Source organism: Flavobacterium sp. (genome assembly GCF_044377315.1).
In the GTDB taxonomy this organism is placed as follows: Bacteria; Bacteroidota; Bacteroidia; order Flavobacteriales; family Flavobacteriaceae; genus Flavobacterium.
The window spans coordinates 22663-42930 of sequence record NZ_JBILJG010000018.1 but is presented as its reverse complement, the minus strand read 5'-3'; the positions used below and the strand labels follow the sequence as shown (position 1 = coordinate 42930).

Sequence of the window (20268 nt, the reverse complement as noted above, 5' to 3'; positions counted from 1 at the left end):
TCGACTGCCCTAGCCCAGATAGGAACGGCATCCTTTTCTTGCCTTCTTTAGGCAAGGAAAGATATAGTGGATAGCGGGACACAAGCTCCTAAAGAGCGAACTGACGAAGTAAATAGCTTCAGATTATTACATAATGACACTATAGTCGATAAAGTAACTTTTCGCCATTCCAAAGTACGGATGGATCGATTAGGATTATGCAAAAAACGCCTGCTACGATAATGATTTTGAGTAAATTGTGAAGCTGGTTGTATTCTTCTTTAGTGTTTGATTTTGAGAGTTTTACACCAAATAAAATTAGTAGAATTAGACAGATATAAAAATAAATATCCATGTAACCAACATCGAAAAGATTGACTAAAAAATAGACTGGAATTAGAGTTGAAATTGCTAAAATAATGATGATTTTTTTAGAAACTGATTCGCCGTAAACAATTGGAATTGTGGAATATCCGTTGGCTAAATCACCTTTTAGATTTTCTAAATCTTTTATCATTTCGCGAATGAGAATGATGATAAAAAGAAAAGTTGCATGGGCAAAAATAACTTCGTAAAAGTTTTTATAATACAACAAAATGGCAAAAAATGGCAAAACAGCTAAAAAAGAAGCCATTAGATTTCCAACAAAAGGTTGTTTTTTTATTTTGTGTGAGTAAAACCAAATTAAGAAAATATAAACTGAGAAAAACAGAACGGCTCGCCAAGAAACCAAAAAGGCAATGAAAAATACAATAAAATTTAGGGTAAAATAGACTTGTAATTTGGTTTTTTGGCTAACTAAACGGTCTAATTTGGATTTGTTTGGGCGATTAATTAAATCTTTTTTGCTGTCGTAAAAATTGTTAATGATATAACCAGAAGCAATGGTTAGACTTGAGGCCAAGACGATTATAAAAAGATTAAAATCGAGGATTACGCTAAGTGCTCTTTTTTCGGGCGCTAAGATAAAAATAGCCGATAAGTACTGCGCCAATGCAATTATAGGAATATTGTAGCCTCTAACCACAGAAAACATACTGATAATTTTCAGTAAAGTAAGTTTGGCTTGTCGGTTGAGCATAACGATTTAATTAGAATTGGTAAACAACCTCTAATTTGTAATCTTTGAGTGATTTTTTAGCTTTTTCTAAATCTTCAGTAAAACCTAAAATATAGCCACCGCCACCAGAACCACATAATTTCAAGTAGTAATCGTTAGAATCTATACCTTCTTGCCAAATTCCGTGAAATTGTTCTGGAATCATTGGTTTGAAGTTATTTAGCACTACTTTAGAAAGCTTTTTGGTGTTTGAAAAAAGAGATTTCATATCGCCACCAAGGAAGTTTTCAACACAAGCATCTGTATATTTAATGAATTGTGATTTTAGCATGGTACGGAAACCTTGATCTTTCAAATTTTCCATAAAAATATTGACCATTGGAGCGGTTTCACCAACAATTCCTGAGTCTAACAAGAAAACGGCGCCTTTTCCGTTGGCGCTTTGAGATGGAATTCCGGTTGCTTCGATATTATCTTTTGAATTGATAAGAATTGGAATACTCAAATAACTGTTTAGCGGATCAAGACCAGAACTTTTTCCGTGGAAAAAAGATTCCATTTGAGAGAAAATGGTTTTTAGTTGTAATAATTTTTCTCTTGTAAGATTTTCTAAAACAGTGATTTTATCTTGAGCATATTTATCGTAAATTGCTGCAACTAATGCGCCACTACTACCAACACCATAGCCTTGAGGAATGCTGGAATCGAAATACATTCCGCGTTCAACATCACTTTTTAAAAGCTCTAAATTGAATGTTACTAAAGTTGGTTGTTCGGTTTGTAATTGCTCTAAATAAGCAACAAATCTTCGTAAACTTTGATTTGATTTTATAGCTTCATCAGATGGATTTTCATCAACCTTTAATGCGCCATTGTAAAAATTATAAGGAATAGATAAGCCTTTAGAATCTTTGATAATTCCGTATTCTCCGAAGAGTAATATTTTTGAGTAAAATAATGGTCCTTTCATATATTGTGAACTTATTTTATTTTAGTGACTTTGTTTGGGTTTTGTCTGGTGTCGAAAACCATCAAAACCTTAATTTCATAGTTATCAAAAGTATAAAACAATGATGATTGTTTCGAGATGATACATTTTCTTATTCTATTATTGATTTCAGATTTCGGAAAAAGTTCAGGATTGAACGCTATTAAATTTAAATTTTTATTTAATTTATTTGAAAACTTCATTCTTGAACTTTCACCCCATTTTGCTTCAATAAATTCTAAAACATTTTTAGTATCTTCTTTGGCTAGTGAAGTAATAACAAGTTTTCTCATGATTAAAGATAAGGCTCAATAAATTCTTTAAAATCATGAACATCACCTTCATCTGCTTGTTTTAAAGAAGCCTCTAGAAATTCTTTTTGTTCATTAGTTAATTCTTCCCAAAAATCCGCTTTTTGAGAATTAAAAATTGCTTTTACTTTTTTAATAATCGTAACATCTTCTGTTTGAAGCAATAACTGCGTAAGTGCTATTTTTTCGGCTTGAATATCCATAGTTCAAAATTAGGTTAAAATTTGACTTCCATTCCCTATTTCGTCACAAATATACTGACCATTTTGACAATAGCCAACTAATTCGTTCTTAATAAATTGGAAAACTTTCTCTATTTCGTTTTCGGGATATAAAATATGTACGTTGGCACCAGCATCTAGCGTGAAGCAAACTGGTGTTTTGGTCTCGTTTCTGAACTTCCAAATTTTATTGATTATCTCCAATGTATTGGGTTTCATTAGAATAAAATAAGGCATTGACGTCATCATCATGGCGTGTAATGTCAAGGCTTCACTTTCGACAATTGCGATGAATTCATCTAAATTTCCAGATGCTAAAACGGTTTTTAATTTTGATAAATTTTCATGCGCTTGAGTAAATCGCCTTTCAGCATAAGGATGATTGTGCATTAAATCGTGTCCAACTGTGCTTGAAACTTGTTTTTCGCCTTTGTCAACTAACAAAATGGTATCTTGATAATTCTTGAAATTTGAATGTATAGCTGATGTAAATTCGACTCCAAACAAATCAGAACTTCCTGAAATTTCTTCATGATTTCCCCAAACTACTACGTTTCCTTTTACACTTCTACAAGCACTTCCCGAACCTAATCTTGCCAAAAAAGAGGCTTTTTGATAAAAATAAGCATCGGTCATTTCAGGATATAGTAGCTTTTCTAAACTCATAATACTCATTGCCAAAGCCGCCATTCCAGAAGCAGAAGATGCAATTCCGGAGCTATGCGGAAATGTATTAGACGTATCAATTGTAAAATGATAATCGTTTATGTAGCTGCAATATTTTTCGATACGAAGAAAAAAATGATTGATTTTAGGCACAAATTCTTTTTTATATTCGCCTTCATACAAAATATCGAAAGTAAAATTACCGTCAATAGTTTTCTTGAAATCTACTTTAGTTGTTGTTTTACAATTATTTAAAGTAAAACTTATAGAAGGATTTGCTGGAATTTGGTTTTCTTTTTTGCCCCAATATTTTACAAGAGCAATATTACTTGGCGCGCTCCATTCAAAACTTCCCTTTTCGATAGAAGTTGAGGATAAGTTGGCTATAAAATCTTTTTCTAAAAACATCGATTTGAAAATTTATACAAATATACTTTTTTTGATGGACATGATGTTTACGTTAATTTGTATCTTTGAGAATAATTTAACACTTGTCTATGGAACTTACTAAATATACAAAAATTATCGTAATGGTTGCCACTTGTTTAGCGGTTGGCTATTTTTCGAGCATGGCAACTATGTCGAGTGTAAAAACTTGGTTTCCAACTTTGGTTAAACCTATTTTCAATCCGCCAAGTTGGGTGTTTGCACCTGTTTGGAGTATGTTATATAGTATGATGGCAGTCGCAGCAGGATTGGTTTGGAATCGCTTTGAACATCAAAAAGAAGATGTTAGAAAAGCATTGATTTTCTTTGCTATTCAACTTGCTTTGAATGCTTTGTGGTCTATTTTGTTTTTCGGTTTACGAAATCCATTTTTGGCACTGATAGAAATTGTTTTATTATGGTTGATGATTTATGAAACCTATCTAAAATTTGCTAAAATTGATAAAATTGCAGGTTATTTATTTATTCCTTACATTGCTTGGGTAAGTTTTGCAATGGTACTCAATGGAAGTATTTGGTGGTTGAATAGGTAAGAAATTACAATTGCAAAATTCAATTTCAATTTCAATTTCAATAAAAAAAATTATAAAGAATTCGCCACAATAAATCCACCAGTCCAAGCATTTTGAAAATTAAATCCGCCGGTTATTGCATCAATATTTAAAATTTCACCTGCGAAATATAGATTTTGATGCCGTTTACTTTCCATAGTTTTGAAATTGATTTCTTTTAAATCTATTCCGCCAGCTGTTACAAATTCTTCTTTGAAAGTGCTTTTTCCGTTGACTTGGAATTCGCCATTTGTTAATTGATTTGCTAAAATTGTTAATTGATTTTTAGATAAATCTGCCCATTTAGTTTCTTCCGAAATTTCAGACGCTAAAACTAAACTTTCCCAAAGTCTGTTTGGTAATTCAAAAGAAGATTTTTTAGAAACTGCTTTTTTAGAATGTTCTTGTTTTAGTTCTTTTAGTTTTTCGATTGTTTCTTCAAAAGTTAAATCGTTTAACCAATTGACTTGCAAAACAAATTGATAGTTTTTATCGAATAATTCTCTTGCGCCCCAAGCCGAAAGTCTAAGAATTCCTGGTCCAGACATTCCCCAATGGGTTATCAATAAAGGTCCTGAAGCAGAAAGTTTGGTGTTTTTAACTTTGACAGAAGCCAATGCCGACAAACCCATTAAATCTTTAATACGTTTGTCTTTGATGTTAAAAGTGAACAACGAAGGAACAGCCGGAACAATAGAATGTCCGATTTCAGTAAGCATTTCCCAAATTTTTGGATTACTTCCTGTTGTCATAACTATTTTTTGACAAGAATACGTTTCGTTAGTAGTTTCAACTTTCCAATAATTTTCTCCTTTATATAAAGATTGTACACTTTGACCAGTTAGAATGTCAATTCCTAATTTTTGAGTTGCTATCAAAAAACAATCAATAATGGTTTGCGATGAATCAGAAATGGGAAACATTCTTCCATCTTCTTCAATTTTTAGTTCAACGCCATGTTTTTGAAACCATTCAATTGTATCGCCAGAGCAAAATTGATGGAAAGGTCCACGAAGTTCTTTTTCGCCACGAGGATAAAATTTGACTAAATCATTTGGAATAAAACACGCATGTGTCACATTGCATCGTCCACCACCTGAAATACGAACTTTCTCTAAAACCGATTTACCTCGTTCAAGAATAGCGACTTTAAATTTTGGATTTTTTTCAACAATATTTATTGCCGTAAAAAAACCTGCAGCGCCACCACCAACAATTATAATATCGTATTTTGAATTCATTTTTGTTTTTTAAACCATTAGTTTTTAACCACTATGATATTAAGAATAATTATAAAGATTCTCAACTTTCTTAATGGTTTAAAAAAATTAAATCCTATCTGGAAAATCAGAAATTATTCCATCAACATTTAAAGATTTTACAAAGGTAATGTCTTCTTCCGAATTTACTGTCCAAGGATAAATTTTAAATCCATTTTGATGCATCGCTAGCACATTTTCATCATTCAATAATTTGAAATAGGGATTTATGGAAAAAGCGTTTATTTTTTTAGCGAAGGCTATAGCATTATCTAGAGAATCTTCTGTCAGAACGCCCAAAGCTATTGGTCTGTTCATGGTAGAAATGAATTCTAAAAGTTTCCAATCAAAACTAGATATTTGAAAATGTTCGTACAACCAATTTTTTTCAAAAACATATTTATCAATTAAATAAACCACATTATAAACTAAATGGTCTTTAAGTTCAATGTTTAGTATAACTTGCTTAAAAGCCAAATTTATAACATCTTCAAGTAAAGGAATTCCAAGTTTTTGTAATTCACTTGCTTTATATTGATTAACAAAACCCTTTTTTGTTGTTGTTCTATCAACTGTTTCATCGTGAATTACCATTATTTTATCATCTAAACTCAAATGAACATCGAGTTCGATTATGTCAACTCCTAATTCAATTGCTTTTTGAAACGAAGCTAATGTATTTTCGGCAACATATCCTTTTGCGCCACGATGACCAATTTTTAGCATGTAACAGATTTAAAAAATATTACTTCTTTTTTTCTAACAACAATAGGCTATAATCAGTTTCTATTTGAAGCATTCCATTAACAACTTCACCTGTAGCACCTGAATAAGCATCATATAAAACTGTCCCATTTTCAAAAATAGTTCTCACAGGAATTTGTTTTTTACCAACAGTTGCCTCTAAAACAACTACTACTTCATCTACAAATTCATCTTTTGTATAAGTACGGCTAAAAATATAAGGGTTTGTCGCTACTTGTTTGTGAACTCCTGCTCCAATTGCTGGATGTTTTGCTCTAAATTGACCTAATCTTTGCCAATGATTTAAGAGTTTAAAAGTCGTTTTATTGGTTTTCAAATCCTCCCAATTCATAAACGAACGTAATGTTGCATCGCCTTGAGTTTCTTCAATATCTAGAGAACGAGCCAATTCATCACCGTAATACACTTGCGAAATTCCGGGTGCAAGTAGCAATTTGGTTGCAGATTCAAATGTTTTTTCACGTTTTTTGTCAAATGGCCAACCATCATCATGCGAAGATACATAGTTCATGACTGTTTTACCTTTTAAATCGGCGTTTAAAATATCATGATATTTAGAAAATAAAGGTTCATAATATAACTTAGCTTCATTTCTAAAATCAAAATTGATTAATGCTGTAAAACCATTGTCAAAATAATCTACTTTTTTATCGCCAAAATCATAAATTCTTTTATTTCCAATATTGTAACCATATACTTCACCAACTGTAAAAAATGGGTTATTATCCAATACTTTTTGTGGGTTTTCTGTTTTAAATTCAGCAAAAGCAGCGTCACAAACTTTTTTAAAATCTGCCCAAACATCTTCTGTTGTGTGTTTTGCAGTATCAACGCGGTAACCGTCAATTCCGTAGTCCAAAATATAATCTGAAAGCCATTTCATGATATAATATTTTGGAGCTCTAGGATAACCTGTTTTTTTAAAAAAAGTATCTAGTTCAGCAATTTCTTCTTCATATCGTCCTTCATTTTTCCATTTTTCGATTAAAAAAGGTGGCAACTCAACAGCTTGATTACTTTCGGTTTTTATGTCAGGAAGATTTTCTACCAATGTACAAGCAATCGTATTTTCGTAATTACTGTATTGACATTTTGGTGAAGTCCTAACCCAATCACTAGGATAAACTGCGTCTTCAAGTGTAACTGGCCCAGTATGATTGATTACGGCATCAAGCATAATTCTTATTCCTTTGGCGTGCGCTTTTACAACTAATTCGGCTAAATCTTTTTTGGTTCCAAAATTAGGGTCAAGTGCGCTCCAATCTCTTGTCCAATAGCCGTGAAATCCATAAGAGAAACCGGTTCCTTCGTCAACACCATCGTGAATTTGTTCCACAATTGGTGTCATCCAAATTACATTGATTCCTAAATCGGTAAAATAACCTTCGTCTAATTTTTGAATAACGCCTCGGATATCACCCCCCTCAAAACCACGTAACTTACCAGTCGGTTTGTTTCTGTTGTAGTTGAAATCGTTGGTTTTGTCACCATTGTTAAAACGGTCTGTCAATAGAAAATACACATTAGCACTTTCCCAAACGAAAGGCGTTTTGGTTTGTTTTGAAGCAACTTCTTTAGTTGATTTACAACTTGCGAATAATGCTGTAATTGAAATAATGAATACTAGTTTTTTAATCATGTCTTTACTGTTTTTTTAATTTGGATATTGTTGATTTCATAATGTTTTATTTTCCAAACATAAATTCAATAGGAATATTTATTCGTTTTTGCCAAGATGCTTCAGAATGATTTTCTCCTTCAAACTCAAGGTTTTTATAATTTTCTATTGTGTAACCTTTTGATTTTAAAACCTCATCAACTCTATATTCATACTTTAAATAACTGGCATCAAGTGTTTCTGTTCCGTAATCAAAATAGATTTTGTGATTTTTTGGATCAGGTAAATTTTGCTGCATATAAGTAAAGAAACTTTCAGGAATAGGATTGTTTTCAAAATCACGAAACCCAACCCAATGTGTCGATAAGCATGCAGCTCTTCCAAAAACCTTTGGATATTCACAAATAGCATAGATAGAAATTAATCCGCCCATACTCGAGCCCATAATTCCTGTATGTTTTACATCGGTATAAACCGAATAATTTTTATCAATAAAAGTTTTTAAATCTTTGACTATAAATTTGAGATAATTATCAGAGTTTATTTTTTTGCCATCAAATTGGAATTGAGATTTTTTGGCTTCCAATAGTATTTTTTCTTTTATTTCTTTGGAAAGTGATTCGAAGGGTTTCTTTGGATACAAATCCATTCGACGCAGGTTTGGAATATTCCAGATAGCAACCACAATAATATCTTCAATTTTATTTTCGAAATTTAATTTTGTAATTACTTCATCAACCATCCATTCTTGTTTATTCCAAGTCGTTTTAGCATCGAAAAGCATTTGTCCATCATGCATGTATAAAACGCTGTATTTTTTGTCTTTTGAATAATTAGACGGCAACCAAACATCAACAGTTCTTGGTACAATAAATTTTGTTGGAAAGTTATCAATTCGATTAATAATTCCCTCAAATTTTTCTTTGTCTATGATTTGATAAGTTTCAATTTTGCCTTGCGCAAATGAATATGTTGTAAGCAATAATATGAAAAGTATTCGCTTCATTTTATTTCAATTCCAAAATTAAAACTGATTTTCCTTCAATTTCAATGTCATTTTTTAAATCAAATGATTTGTCAGTAAGGACATCTTTTCCTGATTTATAGTTTTTGATATTTTCTTGAAATCTATTTGTTTTAAATGTTATTAAATCTGGATTGTTGTTAATTACAACCATAACACTTTCAGAATCATTGTGTCTGAAATAAACGTACACATTATTTTCTGGAATGTAGTGGGTAGTTTTTCCTGAATGAATTACTGATTTGGTTTTTCTCCAAGTAAACAATTTTGATGAAAAATCGAAAAATTTCGCTTGTTCTGCAGTTCTTCCTGCTTTTGTGAATGCGTTATTTGCATCGCCATTCCATCCGCCAGGAAAATCTTTTCTAATATCCGCATCGCCCAATTTTTCTTTGTTTCCTGCCATTCCAATTTCTGAACCATAATAAATTTGGGGAATCCCGCGAACAGTTGCAATTAAGGTCATTGCCATTTGGTATTTTTTAAAATCATTTTTATAAATTTCGTTGAAACGTTGCGTGTCGTGATTTTCTGCAAAGACTACTAATTTATTCGGATTAGGATACAAAAAATCGTTGGCAAAATTCTCATAAGCTTTTATCATTCCTTTATCCCAAGAACCACTATCTTCATTAAAAATTGAACTTATGGCGTCATGCAAAGTAAAATCCATAACGCTTGGTAAATAGGAATTGTAGTTTTGAATCGCTCCAATTTTACTATCTTTTTGCCAATAGGCCATTTGCGCTTGATTGTGCATCCAAACTTCACCAACGATGTTAAAATTTGGGTATTCGTCTGTAATAGCTTTGGTCCATTTAGAGATTCCTTCTTTGTCGTTGTATGAATAAGTATCAACTCTAAACCCATCTAAATCAGCATATTCTATCCACCAAATTGCGTTTTGAATTAGGTACTTTAAAACCAAAGGATTCGACTGATTCAAATCTGGCATTGATGGAACAAACCAACCATCCATACAATTTTTAGTATCAATTGCCGAAGCATTAGTGTCAAACTGCGTAGTCATTCTGTAGTTAGATTGCGAATAACCAGGAAATTGATGAATCCAATTGTAGGTTGGTAAATCTTTGTACATCCAATGTTTCCAACCCCAATGATTAGTAACATAATCCATAATATTTTTCATGCCGCGTTTGTGCAATTCGGCACTCAATTTTACATAATCTTGGTTAGTTCCATAACGTGGATCGATTTTGTAAACATCAGATTGACCGTAACCATGATAGGAATGTTTTTCGTCGTTATCTTCGTTTAAAGGTGTTGGCCAAAGTGCCGTTACGCCTAATTCTTTTAAATAATCTAGATTTTTTATAATTCCGTCAATATCGCCACCATGTCTTCCACCAGGAAGTTCGCGATTTTCTTTTTCGGTTACTGATTTATCACTGTCGTTGTTTGGATTTCCATTGGCAAATCTATCTGGCATTATTAAATAAATAACATCAGAAGCATCGTAACTTTTTCGTAAAGCAGAATTTTCTCGTCGTGATTTTAGAGAATAATTTTGAGTGAAAGCTATTTTTTTATTTTTTGAAAAAAAGAATTCAAAATCTTGTGCAACTTCATTTTTAGTATTGATTGTTACGAAAACGTAGTTAGGATTTTCGGTTTTTAAAATGCGTTCTATTACAATTGAATTGGATGTGGTTACATCATACTGTGCAATATTTTTGCCGTAGAACATTATTTGAACTTCAGAAAGATTCATATCACTCCACCAAAAAGGAGGTTCAACTCGGTCAATTTGAGCCAAAGTTGACGTTGATATCAATAGAAAGATAACTAATTTTGTTATTCTCGCAAAGGCGCAAAGGCGCAAAGTTTGTTTAATATAGTCCATTTACTACTCTTTTGATTCCATTTTTTATTAAAGCTTCATTAAAATTTATTAATAAGTCTAACCTTAAATCGGTTACTCTTACATAAGTTAATAACTGTTTCAGATGAACATTTGAAATACTTTCTACAGATTTTATTTCAATTATTGCTTTCTCCTCAACAATCAAGTCAGATCGAAATCCTATATCTAATTGAACATCATCCTAAACTAATGGATAGGTTTTTGTCTTTCTACTTTCAAACCTTTTTTGGTTAGTTCGTGATGTAATATTGCTTCATAAACGCTTTCCAATAAACCAGGGCCAAGTTTTGTGTGAATTTTGCAACTTACATCGACTATTATTTTTGAAAGTACGTTTTCTGTCATAATCTTCGTTTTTTCTAGCAAAGTCGCAGAGGTATAAAGTTTTATTTTCTTGTTATTTATTTTATTAAAAAAGTCGCAAAGTTCATTCTTTGCGACTTTGTGTCTTTGCGAGAAACTATACAGTTACCAAACTATTCGGCTCCACCAAAACTTCTTTTCCGTTGACAAAAACAGTAATTTCTTTACTTCCTTCTAATGAAAATTTAGTTTCATTTTGAAGCACTTCAACTTTTAAAATTTGATTTCTGAAGTTTATTTTAAACGAATAACCTTGCCATTGTGATGGAATTTTTGGTTCAAAATGTAATGTATCGTTTTTAACTCTCATTCCACCAAAACCTTCTACAATACTCATCCATGTTCCAGCCATTGAGGTGATGTGACAGCCTTCTTCTACTTCTTTATTATAATCGTCTAAGTCTAAACGAGAAGTTCTTAGGTAAAAAGTGTAGGCTTGTTCCATTCTATCAAGAGTTGCTGCTTGAATAGAGTGAACGCAAGGTGAAAGCGAACTTTCATGAACAGTAAATGGTTCATAAAAATCGAAATGTTTTTCTAATTGATCTTTGGTAAAATGATCTTCAAAGAAATAGAAACCTTGTAATGTATCGGCTTGCTTAATGTAAGGCGAACGCAAAATTCTATCCCAAGACCATTTTTGGTTAATTGGACGCTGAGTTTTATCTAAATCGTGCACTTTTACCAATTCTTTATCTAAGAAACCATCTTGTTGTAAATAAACTCCGTGTTCTTCAGAATATGGAAAATACATGTTGTCAGCAACATCTTTCCAGTGAGAAATTTCGGCAGAATCAAGATTTACTTTACTCATAATTCGAGCATAATCTAAAGCGTATTCTTTTTCTACTTTATTAATTTGTTCAATTGCATAATCGATACACCATTTGGCTAAATAATTGGTGTAGAAATTATTGTTTACGTTATTTTCATATTCATTTGGACCTGTTACTCCAAGAATCACATATTGATTTCTGTAAGTAGAGTAGGTTGCTCTTTGGTGCCAAAAACGGGCAATTCCGATAAGAACTTCTAATCCTTTTTCAGGAATATAGGAGTAATCTCCAGTAAATCTAAAATAGTTGAAAATAGCAAAAGCAATCGCACCGTTTCTATGAATTTCTTCAAATGTGATTTCCCATTCGTTGTGACATTCTTCGCCATTCATGGTAACCATTGGATACAAAGCAGCTCCGTTTTTGAAACCTAATTTTCCAGCATTTTCAATCGCTTTATCCAATTGATTGTATCGGTACGTCAATAAATTTCTGGCTACTTGTTGGTCTTTGGTTGCCATGTAAAAAGGAATGCAATAAGCTTCTGTATCCCAATAAGTTGAACCGCCGTATTTTTCTCCTGTAAATCCTTTTGGACCAATATTTAATCGAGAATCTTTTCCTAAATACGTTTGATTTAATTGAAAAATATTGAAACGTATTCCTTGTTGTGCTTTTACATCACCTTCAATAGTAATATCGCTCATTTCCCAGATTTTTGCCCAAGCTTGAATCTGACTTTCAACCAAATTGGAGTAACCAATTTTCAAACCTTCAGCAATTACATTTTGAGCAGCAACTTGCGTGTTTTCGTGATTTAATGAAACCGTGTAGCCTCCTAATTTTTGAATGGTAGCAACTTGTTCTCTTTTTACATCAACTTCAAATGAAAATTGAACTTTTTCGTTGTTTTTTTCACTATTTATTGGAAAAGCATTTACGTTTTCTCCATTTATCAAAATAGCATTTTGCATAAAAGTAGTTGCTGTAAAATGCGTTTTGAAAGTTCTAGCAGTTACAAAAGCTTCATTATTTGAATATTGAACGTTTAATGGCTCCCAGAATTTTTCTTCCCAGTTAGCATCTTCGTTTTGGACTCCAGCGTCAATATATGGTTTGAAAACAACTTTAGCATCACCATTTATTGGCGTTATTTCGTAATTGATAACCCCTAATTCGTCTAAATCTAATGAAAGAAAACGAGTAATTTTTACCGAAATATTCAAACCATTTTGCAAAGTAGCTTGAAAAGAACGATAGTAAATACCTTCTTTCATATTCAATTCACGCTTGAAATTAGCAACCGATTGACATTTGGCTAAATCTAAATTTTCGCCATTGATTTCTATGTCAATTCCAATCCAATTTGGAGCGTTTAATACTTTTGCAAAATATTCTGGGTATCCATTTTTCCACCAACCCACTTTTGTTTTATCAGGATAATAAATTCCTGCAATGTAACTTCCTTGAAAAGTTTCACCCGAATAGTGTTCTTCAAAATTGGCACGTTGTCCCATAGCACCGTTGCCGATGCTGAATAAACTTTCAGATGATTTTACCATTTCGGCATCAAATCCTTCTTCTATGATGGACCAATTGTTTGGTTGTATATAATCTTGGTTCATTTTTATTTTAAGTTTAAAAGGTTAGAGGTTTAAAAGTTTAAAAGTTCATTCTTAAACTTTCAAAATCTATTCTCTATGTTCTATTATCTTTTTTCTAGTTTATCAACGATTCAATAAAAGAAACATCAATAAATGTAAAATCTTTAAATATATATTTTGCTTCGTGTAATGTTGTTGCTCCTCCAATTCCGATGCTTGTCATGTTTGCAATATTAGCGGCTTGAACTCCTGCTACTGAATCTTCAAAAACGATTGAATTTTCGTTGGTTGCTCCTAATTTTTTTGCTGCTTGAAGAAATACTTCCGGATCTGGTTTTGCATTGGAAACATCATTTCCGTCAACTATGGCATCAAATAAATTTAGAATTCCTGTTTTTTCTAAAATTGGTCTTGCATTTTTACTTGCAGAACCTAATGCAATTAGCTGCTTTTTATCTTTTAAATAGTGTAATACAGGAAGTACACCAGGTAAAATTTCACTTTCATCAATAGCTACCAAATAAGATAGATACTCTTCGTTTTTTTGAATAAGCCATTTATTTTTGTCTTCTTGAGAAGCTTGAATTCCTCCTAGTTCTAAAATAATATCAAGAGAACGAACGCGGCTAACCCCTTTTAATTCTTCGTTGTGTTCGGGGGTGAATTCGATTCCTAGTTCTTGAGCTAACTTTTGCCACGCCAAAAAATGGTATTTTGCCGTGTCAACAATTACTCCGTCTAGGTCGAATATGAATGCTTTATTTGACATTTATTTTGTATCTGCGTTATCTTTAACTTTAATTACTAAAATTGCTGCGATGATGAAACTGATTCCGCTCATTATTATTGCATAAATAGCATGATCACCGTAAACATATTTTACAAGCGGTCCGCCAATTAATGCGTTAATTATTTGCGGAATTACAATAAAAAAATTAAAAATTCCCATGTAAACTCCCATCTTTTTTGGTTGGATAGAACCTGCCAAAATTGCATATGGCATTGCTAAAATACTTGCCCATGCAAAGCCTACAAGAATCATTGATAAGATTAACGCTTCCTTGTTTGGCATGAAATACATTGAAATTAATCCGATTCCTCCTAAAATTAGTGATAGAGCGTGAGTTTTTCTTCTACCTACTTGTTTTGCAATATAAGGCAATGCAAAAGCTACAATAGCAGAAACTAAATTGTAAACACCAAATATGATTCCAACCCAATCCCCAGCAGATTGGAATTCGGGACTTTTTGTATCATCGATACTTAATCCATATATATGTTGTGCAATTGCAGGAGTTGTAAAAACCCACATTCCAAACAATCCAAACCATGAGAAAAATTGCACCCAACTTAATTGACGCATTGTTTCAGGCATTTTGGCAAAATCAGTAAATATATCAGTTAATTTAGATTCTTTTTCAGACTCATTCATTGCAGCCTGATGCGATTTTTCATCGCTAAATTGAGTTAATTCCTCTGGAGAATATTCTTTAGTTGTAAAAATTGTAACAAGAATACTGCCTACTAAAATCAATGCACCAATAATAAAAGAATAAATTAAATTTTGTGGGATTGCAGAAGTTTCAGTTGCTAAATTACTAACTCCAAACCAATTGTTTAATACATATGGCAACCAAGAACCAATTACGGCACCAATACCAATTAATGCTGTTTGTACACTAAAACCTAATGTATGTTGATCAGCTCTAAGATTGTCACCAACTAAGGCTCTGAATGGCTCCATGGCAACATTAAAAGATGCATCCATAATCATTAACATTCCGGCACCAACCCAAAGAGCAGGCATAAAGGCAATGAATATTTCAGCTTGTGGCATTAAGATTAATCCGATTGAAGCAAGTAAAGCTCCTGCAAGAAAATAGGGTTTTCTTCTACCAAATCTTCCCCAAGTATTATCACTGTAATGACCAATTATTGGCTGAACAATTAATCCCATCAAGGGAGCAATTATCCAAAACCATGATAACTCATGAACATCAGCACCAAAAATTTGAAGAATTCTGCTAGCATTAGCATTCTGTAGGGCAAAACCCATTTGAATTCCTAGAAATCCGAAACTCATGTTCCAAATTTGCCAGAAACTTAACTTACGCTTTTCCATTATCGTAATTTATTGATTAATAAAACGATAAGCGCGATGCTTATCAAAACTTATTTTTTGTTTTCGAAGTAAAATATAAGCTTGATAATTGGTGTAAATATAGAAAAAGAATTTAGAATTTAGAATTTAGAATTTAGAATTTACTTTAAACGGTCAACGAAAACGTTTTCTTGTTGATAAAAATATTTTTCATGTAGTTGATTCTCTTTCTACAAGTTCTGTTTCGATAACTTCAGTTTTGTATTGTTCTTCATATTCTTCCTCTTCAATATCGAGGCGTTCAATTAGCATTTTGGCTGCTTTCTCTCCCATTTTTACACCGTTTTGGCTAACAGTTGTAATAGATGGTGATGAATATTTAGAAATAATTCCGTCTGTAAAACCTATAACCGATATGTCATTTGGAACGTTTTTGCCAAGCCTTGCCGCAACTTTAATAGCGGTTACCGCAAAAATTTCATTTACCGCAAATATGGCGTCTAAATCATTATTTTGGATAAGATTTTCAATATTAGATTCAAAGTTATCGGTGTCTTCAATTTTTATAATTAAATTTTCGTCAACTTTTAAATCGTTTGATTTTAAGGCTTTAATATAACCTTCAGTTCTAAGTTTTCCAACGCTAACATAATCAACAGTTGAAATAAGACCTATTTTTTTAAATCCCTTATCAATTAAAAATTGAGTAGCATTGTAAGCTGCCAAACTATCATCAATAATAACTTTATCGCACAAAATATCGTTCGTTATTCGATCAAACATTACAACAGGCATTCCTTGATTTATCACTTCCGAAATATGATGAAAATCTTTCTTTTGTTGTGTTTCTTTAGACAAAGACATGATAAAACCGTCGATGCTTCCATTAGCTAACATTTCCATGTTAATTACTTCTTTATCAAATGATTCGTCAGATAAACAAACAATTACATTATAACCGTTTTCATTAGCCACATGCTCAATTCCGCTAATAACGGTTGCGAAAAAATGATGGATAATTTCTGGAATAATGATGCAAATTGTTTTAGATTTTCTGTTCTTTAAACTTAATGCTATATTATTAGGTTTGTAGTTGTATAATTTAGCAAAGGCTTGCACTTTTTGACGCGTATCTTCGCTAATTTCTAAACTATTTCTCAGTGATTTTGAAACAGTTGAAATAGAAACATCAAGTTCTCTTGCAATTTGTTTTAAGGTAACTTTTCTTCTCATATAAAAAAGGATAATTTATGAATTTTTAATAAAGATAGATTTAATATTTGGGTATAGCAATTATACCACAAAAATAGTTAGAATTTGAGAAACTTTTCAACACGAAAACGTTTTCGGCTCTACATTATTTTAAATGTTATTTTTTTATAACTGTTTTTTAACTATTTTTAACGTTCGAAGTAAAGTATACGCAAATAAAAACAAATTAAAAACTTAAACAAAATGTATGAAGAATATCTAGAAAAATCAATTTTAAAAATAATTTTTTAGATGTTTTTTTTCAAAAATCAAATTCAATTTAGTATGAAAACAATTTATAAAAAGTTGTTACTATTGTTGGTAATTCTTCCGTTTAGCGTTCTGGCTCAGAGTGGTTTAAGTGGGATTGTGACTGATAAAACTACCAAACAACCATTACCTGGTGTTAATGTAGTAATTCAGGGTTCAAGTACAGGAACCCAAACAGATTTTGACGGTAAATTTCAATTACCAAAAATAAATGTAGGAGATAAAATTTTAGTATCCTATTTAGGGTACAAAAATCAAACAATTGCTTACAATTCTCAAAAAGAAATAACAATAGCTCTAGAAGAAGAATCTAACCAATTACAAGAAGTTGTAGTTCAGGTAGGTTATGGTAGTGTTAAGAAAAAAGATGCTACTGGGTCGGTGGATATTGTTTCTTCCAAAGAATTTAATAAAGGAGCTATTATATCTGCTGATCAATTACTTATTGGAAAAGCTGCTGGGGTTAGAATTACCAATAATGGTGGCTCACCAGATTCTGCTCCAAATATAAGAATTAGAGGCGGTTCATCTCTTAATGCTAGTAACAATCCTTTAATAGTAATTGATAATATTCCAATTAGCAATGATAATCCTGCTGGTGTAAGCAATCCTTTAAATCTAATCAATCCTAACGATATTGAGAGTTTTTCAATATTAAAAGATGCCTCTGCAACAGCAATTTATGGATCTAGAGCTTCAAACGGGGTTATTATAATTACTACAAAAAAAGGGACAAAAGGAGGAGTACAGTATAATTATAGTTCAATATTTACATCTGGAAAAGTTGGAAAAAAAATAAATGTTATGGATGGTACTGAATTTACAAGATTCATTCAAGAATACCACCCAGATTACACAAATCTTTTAGGAGTTGATGATCCAAGTACAACTGATTTAGATAACCCAAGTACAAGTGATGTTATTGAAGGTAGAATATTATCAAATACAGATTGGCAAGACGCTATATACAGAAACTCATTTTCAACCGACCATAATTTTAGCGCAAGAGCTAACTTATATGGTAAAATTCCTTTCAGAGCGTCACTTGGCTATAACAATAGTGAAGGAATTGTTAAAGCTAATGATTATGAAAGATTTAGTTACTCTTTAAAACTTACTCCTACTATTTTAGATGATCATTTAAAAATTGACATTAATGCAAAAGGTATTTTATCCGATAAAAATGCTGTTGATGAAGGTGGCGCATTGGGTGGCTCTATAGTTATGGATCCAACAAAGCCAATATATGATTACAGTCCAACAAATAGATTTGGAAATTACTATCAAGACATTTTACCGCAATCATATGGAACAGTAAGTAATAATCCTTTTGCTTCTATAAATGGTCAAGGAAACCCATTAGCATTATTGGAACAAAGAGCTCGTCCAGAAAGATCATTACGATTTTTAGGAAATATTGAGTTTGATTATAAAATGCACTTTTTGCCAGAACTTAGAGCGGTAATTAATCTTGGTTTGGATGCTTCACAGGCAAAAATTAGAGAGGTCTTTACTGATAATTCTATTGCTACCTATAGACAGAACCAAAATGATTCTAATTATAATACAAATTATGTTTTTAATCCTGGCTTAAATTATCTTGAAAATCAAACTATTACAAACACAACTTGGGATTCGTATTTAATGTATTCTAAAAACTTGGATGGTTTTGTTAATAAATTTGATGTACAAGCTGGCTATACTTATCAAAATTTTAAAAACGATGGAAATAGAGAACGATATAGATATAATGATCTTTCAGGCTTAAGAGAGGTTGAGCCAAATGATAATAATCCTAACAACAGATATTATAATGTTTTGAATCTACAATCATTTTTTGGTAGAACAAATATTGATTTTGCTGGTAAATATTTAGTAACAGTATCATTAAGAGCAGATGCATCTTCATTATTTTTAGCAAACAAAAGATGGGGTTACTTTCCTGCAGCAGCAGTTGCTTGGAAGTTGAAAGAAGAAAGCTTCTTAAAAAATAGCAAAATCATGAATGACTTAAAATTGAGATTAGGTTACGGACAAACAGGTCAGCAAGACATTACTTCTGTATTTGGTTTTTATCCTTCAACACCTTTGTTTACTTTAGGGAGCAATACAAGTCAATATCTAGAGGGCGTTAACTTATATTCAGCAAAAGCTTATAATCCAAATTTAACTTGGGAAAAAACAACAACTTATAATATTGGATTAGATTTTGACTTGTTTAAAAACAATTTTGTTTCGGGTGCTTTTGACATTTATAAAAGAGATACTCGTGATTTATTAGCATTAACCCCAATACCTCCAGGACAAGGTTTAATTAATCAATTTGTTCAAAATGTTGCTCAAACTGAGAGTAAAGGTTTTGAGTTAAATTTAAATATAAAACCAATTCAATCTGATAATTTAAATTTAGAGTTTAATTCTAACATTTCATATAACTACACCGAAGTTACAGATCTTGGAAGTACTCTAACATCAATTTCTGCAGGTGGAAATTTACCAATACAAACTGGAGTTGGTATAGCATATCACACTGTAGGTTATCAACCGGGATCAGCATGGCTTTTTGAGCAAGTTTATGGTTCAGACGGAAGGCCAATAATTGGTGCTTTTGTTGACAGAAATGGTGATAATCAAATTGATAATGATGATAGATACCATAAAGCATTAGCTCCAAATTGGACTTATGGTTTTGGATTTAATTTTAATTACAAAAATTGGGATTTAAGTTCAAGCTTTAGAGGTCAATTAGGTGGTCAAGTTTATAACGCTTCATTAATAAAATCAGGGTGGATTGACAGAGCAAAACCTGTAAACAATAATAGCTTATCAAATGTCATCAATTTTTATGACAATACTGCAGACCCAAATTTTGTTACTATTAATGGAAATATACCTTATTCAGATTATTTTCTTAATGATGCAACTTTTTTAAGATGCGAAAACATTATACTTGGTTACAAATTTAATAAGTTCTATAAATCTTCATCTTTAAGATTGTATGGCGCAATAAATAATGCTTTTATTCTTACAAAATATAAAGGCCAAGATCCAGAAAATTTTGGTTCAATTGATAATAATTTTTATCCAAGACCAAAGATGTACTCATTAGGATTAAATTTAGATTTTTAA

18 protein-coding genes are annotated in these 20268 nt (G+C 31.7%); 2 read left to right on the top strand and 16 right to left on the bottom strand.

What is annotated here, in order from left to right; all coding sequences use genetic code 11:
• Positions 1-139: 139 nt before the first annotated feature.
• From ACIQ66_RS07240 to ACIQ66_RS07220, 5 genes are read right to left on the bottom strand one after another with little or no spacing between them, the layout of a single operon-like run.
• Positions 140-1060, bottom strand: coding sequence for a geranylgeranylglycerol-phosphate geranylgeranyltransferase (locus ACIQ66_RS07240; RefSeq protein ID WP_396212125.1), 921 nt, complete (start codon positions 1058-1060; stop codon positions 140-142).
• Positions 1061-1070: 10 nt separating this feature from the next.
• Complete coding sequence (locus ACIQ66_RS07235) at positions 1071-2009, bottom strand: mevalonate kinase (protein WP_396212124.1); 939 nt, start codon at positions 2007-2009, stop codon at positions 1071-1073.
• Between the two features lie 11 nt (positions 2010-2020).
• Positions 2021-2320 (bottom strand): type II toxin-antitoxin system RelE/ParE family toxin, encoded by a 300-nt coding sequence (locus ACIQ66_RS07230; RefSeq protein WP_396212123.1) that lies wholly within the window; start codon positions 2318-2320, stop codon positions 2021-2023.
• Positions 2321-2322: 2 nt separating this feature from the next.
• A complete protein-coding gene (locus ACIQ66_RS07225) occupies positions 2323-2541 on the bottom strand; it encodes a hypothetical protein (RefSeq protein WP_396212122.1) in 219 nt (72 codons plus the stop codon).
• Between the two features lie 9 nt (positions 2542-2550).
• Positions 2551-3633: a diphosphomevalonate/mevalonate 3,5-bisphosphate decarboxylase family protein gene (locus ACIQ66_RS07220; protein ID WP_396212121.1), complete on the bottom strand. Its 1083-nt coding sequence runs from the start codon at positions 3631-3633 to the stop codon at positions 2551-2553.
• 89 nt (positions 3634-3722) lie between these two features.
• Here ACIQ66_RS07220 and ACIQ66_RS07215 point away from each other — a divergent pair, with 89 nt between their 5' ends.
• Complete coding sequence (locus tag ACIQ66_RS07215; RefSeq protein ID WP_396212120.1) at positions 3723-4205, top strand: TspO/MBR family protein; 483 nt, start codon at positions 3723-3725, stop codon at positions 4203-4205.
• A 50-nt stretch (positions 4206-4255) separates the two neighbouring features.
• Here ACIQ66_RS07215 and ACIQ66_RS07210 read toward each other — a convergent pair whose 3' ends face one another.
• The 11 genes from ACIQ66_RS07210 to ACIQ66_RS07160 form a co-directional block, all read right to left on the bottom strand.
• Entirely contained in the window at positions 4256-5464 is a 1209-nt protein-coding gene (locus tag ACIQ66_RS07210; protein ID WP_396212119.1) for an NAD(P)/FAD-dependent oxidoreductase, read from the bottom strand.
• A gap of 87 nt (positions 5465-5551) precedes the next feature.
• Positions 5552-6208 (bottom strand): glycerophosphodiester phosphodiesterase, encoded by a 657-nt coding sequence (locus ACIQ66_RS07205; RefSeq protein ID WP_396212118.1) that lies wholly within the window; start codon positions 6206-6208, stop codon positions 5552-5554.
• A 19-nt stretch (positions 6209-6227) separates the two neighbouring features.
• Entirely contained in the window at positions 6228-7886 is a 1659-nt protein-coding gene (locus ACIQ66_RS07200; protein ID WP_396212117.1) for an alpha-amylase family glycosyl hydrolase, read from the bottom strand.
• A gap of 46 nt (positions 7887-7932) precedes the next feature.
• Positions 7933-8871, bottom strand: coding sequence for an alpha/beta hydrolase (locus ACIQ66_RS07195; protein ID WP_396212116.1), 939 nt, complete (start codon positions 8869-8871; stop codon positions 7933-7935).
• Position 8872: 1 nt separating this feature from the next.
• Positions 8873-10753 carry a glycoside hydrolase family 13 protein gene (locus tag ACIQ66_RS07190; protein ID WP_396212115.1) on the bottom strand — a complete coding sequence of 627 codons (1881 nt, stop codon included), beginning with the start codon at positions 10751-10753 and terminating at the stop codon, positions 8873-8875.
• Entirely contained in the window at positions 10740-10919 is a 180-nt protein-coding gene (locus tag ACIQ66_RS07185; protein WP_396212114.1) for a GxxExxY protein, read from the bottom strand. Before ACIQ66_RS07185 ends, ACIQ66_RS07190 begins: the two co-directional genes overlap by 14 nt.
• Before the next feature lie 41 nt (positions 10920-10960).
• A complete protein-coding gene (locus ACIQ66_RS07180; RefSeq protein ID WP_396212113.1) occupies positions 10961-11119 on the bottom strand; it encodes a GxxExxY protein in 159 nt (52 codons plus the stop codon).
• Positions 11120-11234: 115 nt separating this feature from the next.
• Positions 11235-13538 carry a glycoside hydrolase family 65 protein gene (locus ACIQ66_RS07175; protein ID WP_396212112.1) on the bottom strand — a complete coding sequence of 768 codons (2304 nt, stop codon included), beginning with the start codon at positions 13536-13538 and terminating at the stop codon, positions 11235-11237.
• Positions 13539-13632: 94 nt separating this feature from the next.
• Entirely contained in the window at positions 13633-14286 is a 654-nt protein-coding gene (gene pgmB, locus ACIQ66_RS07170) for a beta-phosphoglucomutase (RefSeq protein WP_396212111.1), read from the bottom strand.
• Positions 14287-15639: an MFS transporter gene (locus ACIQ66_RS07165; protein ID WP_396212110.1), complete on the bottom strand. Its 1353-nt coding sequence runs from the start codon at positions 15637-15639 to the stop codon at positions 14287-14289. It lies immediately after the preceding gene.
• A gap of 189 nt (positions 15640-15828) precedes the next feature.
• On the bottom strand, positions 15829-16851 hold the full coding sequence (locus ACIQ66_RS07160) for a LacI family DNA-binding transcriptional regulator (RefSeq protein WP_396212109.1): 1023 nt from the start codon (positions 16849-16851) through the stop codon (positions 15829-15831).
• A 303-nt stretch (positions 16852-17154) separates the two neighbouring features.
• Here ACIQ66_RS07160 and ACIQ66_RS07155 point away from each other — a divergent pair, with 303 nt between their 5' ends.
• Positions 17155-20268 carry a SusC/RagA family TonB-linked outer membrane protein gene (locus ACIQ66_RS07155; RefSeq protein WP_396212108.1) on the top strand — a complete coding sequence of 1038 codons (3114 nt, stop codon included), beginning with the start codon at positions 17155-17157 and terminating at the stop codon, positions 20266-20268.

Coding starts and splice junctions, on each gene's coding strand:
- ACIQ66_RS07230 (WP_396212123.1), bottom strand. CDS start 2,320: ATGAGAAAACTTGTTATTACTTCACTAGCCAAAGAAGATACTAAAAAT.
- ACIQ66_RS07220 (WP_396212121.1), bottom strand. CDS start 3,633: ATGTTTTTAGAAAAAGATTTTATAGCCAACTTATCCTCAACTTCTATC.
- ACIQ66_RS07195 (WP_396212116.1), bottom strand. CDS start 8,871: ATGAAGCGAATACTTTTCATATTATTGCTTACAACATATTCATTTGCG.
- pgmB (WP_396212111.1), bottom strand. CDS start 14,286: ATGTCAAATAAAGCATTCATATTCGACCTAGACGGAGTAATTGTTGAC.
- ACIQ66_RS07165 (WP_396212110.1), bottom strand. CDS start 15,639: ATGGAAAAGCGTAAGTTAAGTTTCTGGCAAATTTGGAACATGAGTTTC.
- ACIQ66_RS07205 (WP_396212118.1), bottom strand. CDS start 6,208: ATGCTAAAAATTGGTCATCGTGGCGCAAAAGGATATGTTGCCGAAAAT.
- ACIQ66_RS07200 (WP_396212117.1), bottom strand. CDS start 7,886: ATGATTAAAAAACTAGTATTCATTATTTCAATTACAGCATTATTCGCA.
- ACIQ66_RS07235 (WP_396212124.1), bottom strand. CDS start 2,009: ATGAAAGGACCATTATTTTACTCAAAAATATTACTCTTCGGAGAATAC.
- ACIQ66_RS07225 (WP_396212122.1), bottom strand. CDS start 2,541: ATGGATATTCAAGCCGAAAAAATAGCACTTACGCAGTTATTGCTTCAA.
- ACIQ66_RS07210 (WP_396212119.1), bottom strand. CDS start 5,464: ATGAATTCAAAATACGATATTATAATTGTTGGTGGTGGCGCTGCAGGT.
- ACIQ66_RS07155 (WP_396212108.1), top strand. CDS start 17,155: ATGAAAACAATTTATAAAAAGTTGTTACTATTGTTGGTAATTCTTCCG.
- ACIQ66_RS07180 (WP_396212113.1), bottom strand. CDS start 11,119: ATGACAGAAAACGTACTTTCAAAAATAATAGTCGATGTAAGTTGCAAA.
- ACIQ66_RS07240 (WP_396212125.1), bottom strand. CDS start 1,060: ATGCTCAACCGACAAGCCAAACTTACTTTACTGAAAATTATCAGTATG.
- ACIQ66_RS07175 (WP_396212112.1), bottom strand. CDS start 13,538: ATGAACCAAGATTATATACAACCAAACAATTGGTCCATCATAGAAGAA.
- ACIQ66_RS07190 (WP_396212115.1), bottom strand. CDS start 10,753: ATGGACTATATTAAACAAACTTTGCGCCTTTGCGCCTTTGCGAGAATA.
- ACIQ66_RS07160 (WP_396212109.1), bottom strand. CDS start 16,851: ATGAGAAGAAAAGTTACCTTAAAACAAATTGCAAGAGAACTTGATGTT.
- ACIQ66_RS07215 (WP_396212120.1), top strand. CDS start 3,723: ATGGAACTTACTAAATATACAAAAATTATCGTAATGGTTGCCACTTGT.